Below are 6,290 nucleotides of genomic sequence, written 5' to 3'. Positions count from 1 at the left end.
AAACTGATACTTTATCAAGTTTAAGGTCGTTTGATTGAGATTTTAACTTTTTATTTTTTAAATAAAAAATTTCCCATTCATAACCTTTCAACTCTTTTTTTGCTATATCTATAACTTTTTCTAAACTCATATTAGTCTGCTCCAAACAAAATTTTATTATTAATATCTTATCATGTATGCCATACTTAAATTTAACCTTGATTAAAGAAAGTAAAGAAGATTTAGAAATTCTAAAAAAAATAAACAAACTAAAGATAATAATATCAATCGTCGGGTGAGAAATTTGGTAAAAGTGAGAGATTTTTTGACGGCTGCAGAATGATAAATAGGGCTATCCTCTTTTCTTACGTTTATAATTCAACCTTTTACCGTCATTCTGAAGACTTTAGTCGGATGGGCTCTTTTTTAAAAAGCAAAAGTAGAAGTAATTCATGAATTGCCATTACAGTAAATAAGTAGTAGTTAAAAAGCGGAGATTCTTCGCCGGCTGTACAATGACATTAGGGAGAATCTTACTGCAATCCTGAAGACAATTGTAAGATTCCCAGCTGGAACAATCATAAATAAGAATTTACACCATTCTCTCGTATAGAATTTGTGGAATTTTAATTATTTTTCTTGTATCTCTATTTAGACAGCAGTGTTTCGTCTCTCCAACTGTCTTTAATTCTTCATTTGAAAAAACTTCATATTTAAATTTAAAGAAAAATTTATCCTTTTCTATGATAGAGAATCTGATTTCTAACTCCTCGCCAAAATAGACTGGTTTTAGATATTGGACGTTTAAAGACAGAAGAACGACATCAACTCTTAGCTCTTCCCTTAATTTATGATATGGAAAACCTATATGTTCTAAATAATATCCCCTTGCTTCCTCAAAATATCGGGGATAGTTTGAGTGATGTACTATCCCCTGAGCGTCTGTTTCATAAAAATTAACTTTCCTTTTATAGATTAACTTATTCATCTAAGAAAATTTCATTCATTCTTAGAAATCCTTCAACAAACCCTTTTTGTTTATCGCTTAGAAATATCTTACCCATTGGAATAAGTTTCTTAACCCTTTTTTCATAATCTTCTTTAGATAAAAATCCTATGACTATATATCCTCTTTCTAATAGTTTATAAAGTATCTCTCCATATGCAATGGGTATTATAAATGCCGCTTCATCTGTCATGACTAAAAAAACTAAAGTTGGTCCGGCTTCTTCATAGGATGCGATTATTTCCAGCTCATACGTAAGCTTATCTTTAACAAGTTTATCAACTACCTTCTTCTTATACTCAAATAAAGCATAAACATTTCCATCATCTGCCAAAAATGTATCAAATGGACCTGTAATGTCTTCTATTGACCAAATTCCGATTTTCATCTTAAAATCACTCCCATTTAAATAATCAAAATTAAAAAATTCTACGTCGGGTGAGGAATTCAACAAAAACATGAGATTCTTCGCCGGCTTCAGAATAACGAATAAGGTCTTACTTACTTTAATGTTTATCATTCAACCTTTTTCTATCATCCTGCGGACGTAAGTTCGAAGGATCTCCTTGTTAAACTTTAATTTCTCACCCTATACATCGTCTTTCTTCTAAATTATTCAATCTTTAACTGTCATACTCTTAGGACTTTGGCAAATGTTCTTCTCAATCATTCCATTCCAAACTCTTCCCATTCCTCAAATAAGACTTCAGCTGTTCTTTGGCATCCTTCTACAAATCCAACCAATAAATCATCTAATTGAATTGTCATTGTAGGCGTGTTGTCTGAGTTGCCTTTTTCAAAGTCAGCTTCAGAAATAAATGCCACTGTAAAAGCTCCTTTTTCTGCCAATACTTCCCAGCTTTCACCATAAGGCAGTGCAAAGAAAATTTCTGCACCATCTATATATGCAGTTATCAGCAGATAAAGCTCTTCATCTTCATCATCATAATCTACGTCAATATCCACTTCTACGTTTAGAGATTCTTTTTGTAAAAGAGACATTAAATTTTTTTCAGGCTCTACTAAAACTATAAGCTCTCCTTCTTCTGTTAATAAAATTTCAAATGGTTGATACATTTCTTCCATAGCGACTCTCCTTTATAAAATTAATTGTTTTCCTTCATTTAACACTTTTTCTGTAAGCTCTAATTTTGGAGTTTCTACGTAAATTCTTAAAACTGGCTCTGTTCCTGATGCTCTAAATAGTACCCAGCTATCGTCTTCAAAGATAAGTTTAACACCATCTGTTAAATCCTTTTCTTTGACTTTTAAACCTGCAAATTCCTTTATTTCTTTATTTTTCAAATCTTCTACAAGCTTTATACCTTTATCTCCTTCCACTTTTAGGTCTTCTCTTTTGTAGTAGGATTCTCCAAATTCTTTAAATAGGTCTTTTATTATTTCTGTTAGTGGTTTTCCGTAAAGCATCATCATTTCTAAAAATAACATACCGGATAGTATACCGTCTCTTTCCGGAATGTGAAATCCAAAACCATATCCTCCGGACTCTTCTCCACCAAAGGCTACTTGTTCTTTCAGCATTATATCAGCTACGTATTTAAAGCCAACAGGTGTTTTGTGAAGTTTTATATTTTCTTTTTTTGCTATTCTGTCAACCAAATATGTTGTTGATACAGTTTTTACTACACTACCTTTTGTTTTTCTATTTCTAACTGTATGCAATAAAAGTAAAGCATATGCTATCTGCGTATTTACAAACTCTCCATCTTCTGCAACAACTCCAACTCTGTCAGAGTCTCCATCGTTTGCAATACCAATATCTGCTTCTGTAGCTATCACCTTAGCTTTTAACAAAGATAAATTTTTATCTATCGGTTCCGGATGATGAAATCCAAAGTATGGGTCTCTAAAATGGTTAATCTGAATTACGTCAATAAATGTATCTTCAAGAAGTTTATTATACATACCTATGGAAGTTGCAAACATTGGGTCGTGTACAAGCTTTAGCTCTTTTTGTTTAAAGATTGAATAATCAAAGTAAGATTTTATTGTATTTAAATATAAATTGTTTACATCAAAAAGCTGCCAATCTTTTTTACCTGTTTTAACTCCATTCTTTCCTATTCTATCTTCTACACTTTTTATAATCTCAGGTGTTGCCGGACCACCGTAGCTACCTTTTATCTTGTATCCATTGTACTTATACCCATTGTGAGATGCTGTAATCATAACTCCTTCATCTGCTTTTAAATGTTTGACTGCGTAAGATAAAGCCGGTGTTGTACAGACAGAATTTGATAAAATTACTTCAAAACCATTGGAAGAAAAAACTTCCGCAACAAGTTCTGCATAGTCAGAGGACATAAAACGAGTATCATATCCGATAATTATTTTTTTACCGTTTCTTTCTTTGAGAGAGTCTGCATGAGCTTGTGCTATTTGGCTTACAACTTCAAAAGTGAAATCTTTTCCGATGATGGCTCTATATCCATCTGTTCCAAACTTTATCATGACATCCCCTTATAGCTTCTTTTTCTTTTCTTTTAGAGAATAGTATACATCATTAAGTATCAAATCTACAAGCTCATAATATTCCTTAGCTAAAGAGTCCGAGGCTTTCCCTTCAACCAAAACTCTCCATAAATATGGATTGTTACCTACGACTGCAGTTCCATCTCCAAGGTCATAGATAGATAGCGTAATGACTGTCATGGGTGGAAGGGATAAGGATACATTTTTAGCTTTTTCTATATAGTTTTTAGAATAAAGTTGAATTAAAAAATAATTTGTATCTGTTTGAATATCTAAAACTGTAAAGCCATTTTTTGATGCAATGTTCTTTAGCTCATAGTAGTACTCTTGAGGTTTTACCTTTGGATATGCTCTTTCCATTATTGCTTTTTCTCTAACTGTAGAGACAGACTTTTGATAAACAAAGATGAATAAGAAAATAAGCGTAGCTATAATTCCAAATCCTGTTAAGACAATAAATGGATAGTTAGGAGTTTTGGTTTGATTGTCCATCTTTTAACTCTTGTTGTTGCTTTTGTTTTTGTTTTTCTTCGTTATAGCTTGCTTTTATTGAAAGCCCCCATAACAATCCAACTATTATAACCATCCATGTAAAAAAGATTATACCACCAAGCTCTATCCAACTGCTTTCTGTTTCCATTTTAAAGACCTCGGGTTGCTTTATTAATTAATTTTATCACATACGGCCGGTTTAAAATTCAATAAAAGTGTCAGATTCTTCGCTATCGCTCAGAACGACATAAAAGATTATCTTTCCTCTAATTCATTTATTGCTCAGCCTTTGGCTATGATTCTAATAACTTTAGTCTTAAGAATCTTCCTTTTTAAAATTCTATAAAAATTATTGATTTCTAATCCAAGGTATATCATCAAACTATGTTAAAATATATAAGTAGAGGTGAGAAATTAAACAAAAACATGAGATTCTTCGCTTCGCTCAGAATGACATCTAAGGCTATCCTTCCTCTAATGTTTATCAATCAACCTTTTTCCGTCATCGTATATTAAATATACCAAAAATTTTTTTAAACTAAGAAAATATAATATCCTCGCAAATTGCAACCAAAAAATTGAAAAATTTTATTCCATGAATGTAAACTATTTAACAAAAGGAGGACATTAAGATGAAAAGAACCAGGAAAAATTACAGTCCAGAATTTTAAGCTAAAAGTAGTTTTAGAGCTACTTCAAGAAAACAAAACCATAAACGAAATAGCAAGCAAATACGGCATTCTTCCTAAAAGTCTTATAGACTGGAAAAAACAATTCTTAGAAAATATGCAGCCTTAGCATTTGACAAAAGCTCAGTTGTAAAAGAATACAAACAAGAAATAGAAAACCTAAAAGAAGAAAATGAAAAATTAGCAAAAAAATTAGGAAAAGTAATCGTAGAGAGAGATTGGCTACAGGGAAAGCTAAAAAGCTTGGACTTATTGATTGGAAAAACTCTAATCGATAACAGTGAAGGTGTCCAAGCTAAAACTCAAACAAATCCTTCACTATCACTAAACAGACAACTTGAACTACTAAGCATATCAAAAACAGCTTATTATTACACTAAAAAAGAACCATTTTCAAGTGAAGAAGACAAAATTTTATTAGATGCGATAGATAAAATCTATACAGAACATCCATATTATGGTGCCAGAAGAATGCAGAAAGCATTAGAAAGCATAGGAATAAAAGTAGGAAAGAGAAAGTTAAGTAGAACTTATAAGTTTATGGGTATAAGAGCATTATATCCACCACCAAAAACAACCATTTTAAACAAAGAAAACAAGAAATATCCATATTTGTTAGAGCAGATAACTACAACACAAAGACCAAACCAAATATGGAGCGGTGATATAACCTACATTAAATTAGAGAAAGGCTATGCATACTTAGCAACCATAATAGACTGGCATAGCAAGAAAGTATTAAGCTGGAAGCTAGGCAATACGATGGATAGCTATTTAACAACCAGCATTTTAGAAGAGGCAATAGAGAGATACGGAAAACCAGAGATATTCAATTCAGATCAAGGAAGCCAGTACACATCAAAAGAACATATAGAGATATTAGAGAAAAACGGTATAAAAATATCAATGAATGCAAATGGTAGGAGTATAGACAATACAGTGATAGAGAGATTTTGGAGGGCATTGAAATATGAGAATGTATATCCAAAAGGCTATAATACTATAAAAGAAGCAAGAGAAGGTATAAATCAGTATATAGAGATTTATAATAGTCAAAGGATACATTCAAGTATAGGCTATAAAACCCCAGATATGGTTTATTACAATTTATCTGATGAAATGCTTGGCTCTAAAATTAAAGATTTGTTAAAGGCAGCTTAAAATGTTAGGAATAAGAAATTACTTTAAATTGGTCTTGACAAGTGAGGACATTTTCTTTTCAGTAATAATCTTACCAGCGTCTGTCTTATATTGATAATCTTTTAAACAGATTTTAATAAATCTTAACAAAATCTTAATATTTTCTTAACATAAAATCACTAAAATAAGAGTATAATAAATTTATTTTTAGAGGTGTACAAGATGGAAATGGTTAAACATAAGCCAGTTCATAATCTATATGCAACTTTATATTTGATCCATGAAATTGAAAGCATTGAAAGCTTAGAAGAAATAATCCATAGGCTAAATAAGATTTTCAGTGATATCAGTATAGAAGATATGGAAGATTTAGAAGAAAGTATTAGTGAAATGTTTTTAAAAACTCTTCAGGACTAATATTCTTATATTACAAATGGTTAAAGATTTAAATCCGGAGAAAGAGATTGTTAAGCAATTTTTGGTAAAATTTT

General features: G+C 31.2%; 9 protein-coding genes. 3 read left to right on the top strand and 6 right to left on the bottom strand.

The features are described from left to right. Positions 1–571 precede the first annotated feature (571 nt). The 6 genes from SULYE_RS04990 to SULYE_RS08370 form a co-directional block, all read right to left on the bottom strand. Positions 572–967, bottom strand: coding sequence for an acyl-CoA thioesterase (locus SULYE_RS04990; RefSeq protein WP_007547142.1), 396 nt, complete (start codon positions 965–967; stop codon positions 572–574). Continuing rightward, the gene (locus tag SULYE_RS04985; protein WP_007547140.1) at positions 960–1,373 is read right to left on the bottom strand and encodes a hypothetical protein; all 414 of its coding nucleotides are present in this window, start codon (positions 1,371–1,373) and stop codon (positions 960–962) included. The genes SULYE_RS04990 and SULYE_RS04985 overlap by 8 nt, the downstream gene beginning before the upstream one ends. 278 nt (positions 1,374–1,651) lie before the next feature. Continuing rightward, positions 1,652–2,071, bottom strand: coding sequence for a hypothetical protein (locus tag SULYE_RS04980; protein WP_007547138.1), 420 nt, complete (start codon positions 2,069–2,071; stop codon positions 1,652–1,654). Between the two features lie 12 nt (positions 2,072–2,083). After that, entirely contained in the window at positions 2,084–3,457 is a 1,374-nt protein-coding gene (locus SULYE_RS04975) for a phosphoglucomutase/phosphomannomutase family protein (protein ID WP_007547137.1), read from the bottom strand. A gap of 9 nt (positions 3,458–3,466) precedes the next feature. Beyond that, positions 3,467–3,970 (bottom strand): hypothetical protein, encoded by a 504-nt coding sequence (locus SULYE_RS04970; RefSeq protein ID WP_007547134.1) that lies wholly within the window; start codon positions 3,968–3,970, stop codon positions 3,467–3,469. After that, entirely contained in the window at positions 3,945–4,118 is a 174-nt protein-coding gene (locus tag SULYE_RS08370) for a hypothetical protein (RefSeq protein WP_007547133.1), read from the bottom strand. Before SULYE_RS08370 ends, SULYE_RS04970 begins: the two co-directional genes overlap by 26 nt. 503 nt (positions 4,119–4,621) lie before the next feature. On the opposite strand from SULYE_RS08370, the gene SULYE_RS08740 reads away from it, so the two are divergent. The 3 genes from SULYE_RS08740 to SULYE_RS04960 all read left to right on the top strand — a co-directional run bounded on the left by SULYE_RS08740 (position 4,622) and on the right by SULYE_RS04960 (position 6,216). Next, positions 4,622–4,768, top strand: a complete 147-nt coding sequence (locus tag SULYE_RS08740; RefSeq protein WP_083790682.1) for a transposase — start codon at positions 4,622–4,624, stop codon at positions 4,766–4,768. After that, positions 4,732–5,820 (top strand): IS3 family transposase, encoded by a 1,089-nt coding sequence (locus SULYE_RS04965; protein ID WP_343122142.1) that lies wholly within the window; start codon positions 4,732–4,734, stop codon positions 5,818–5,820. The genes SULYE_RS08740 and SULYE_RS04965 overlap by 37 nt, the downstream gene beginning before the upstream one ends. Positions 5,821–6,021: 201 nt before the next feature. Next, positions 6,022–6,216 (top strand): hypothetical protein, encoded by a 195-nt coding sequence (locus SULYE_RS04960; RefSeq protein ID WP_007547131.1) that lies wholly within the window; start codon positions 6,022–6,024, stop codon positions 6,214–6,216. Positions 6,217–6,290: the final 74 nt, after the last annotated feature.

The sequence above is a fragment of the Sulfurihydrogenibium yellowstonense SS-5 genome (genome assembly GCF_000173615.1).
Classification (GTDB): domain Bacteria; phylum Aquificota; class Aquificia; order Aquificales; family Hydrogenothermaceae; genus Sulfurihydrogenibium; species Sulfurihydrogenibium yellowstonense.
Note: the sequence above shows the minus strand (reverse complement) of the source record. Positions and strands in the feature narration are given on the sequence as shown.

Bases quoted from the DNA above. Each gene is read 5' to 3' on its own strand.
- SULYE_RS04990 (WP_007547142.1), bottom strand. From the start codon at position 967: ATGAATAAGTTAATCTATAAAAGGAAAGTTAATTTTTATGAAACAGAC.
- SULYE_RS04985 (WP_007547140.1), bottom strand. From the start codon at position 1,373: ATGAAAATCGGAATTTGGTCAATAGAAGACATTACAGGTCCATTTGAT.
- SULYE_RS04980 (WP_007547138.1), bottom strand. From the start codon at position 2,071: ATGGAAGAAATGTATCAACCATTTGAAATTTTATTAACAGAAGAAGGA.
- SULYE_RS04975 (WP_007547137.1), bottom strand. From the start codon at position 3,457: ATGATAAAGTTTGGAACAGATGGATATAGAGCCATCATCGGAAAAGAT.
- SULYE_RS04970 (WP_007547134.1), bottom strand. From the start codon at position 3,970: ATGGACAATCAAACCAAAACTCCTAACTATCCATTTATTGTCTTAACA.
- SULYE_RS08370 (WP_007547133.1), bottom strand. From the start codon at position 4,118: ATGGAAACAGAAAGCAGTTGGATAGAGCTTGGTGGTATAATCTTTTTT.
- SULYE_RS04960 (WP_007547131.1), top strand. From the start codon at position 6,022: ATGGAAATGGTTAAACATAAGCCAGTTCATAATCTATATGCAACTTTA.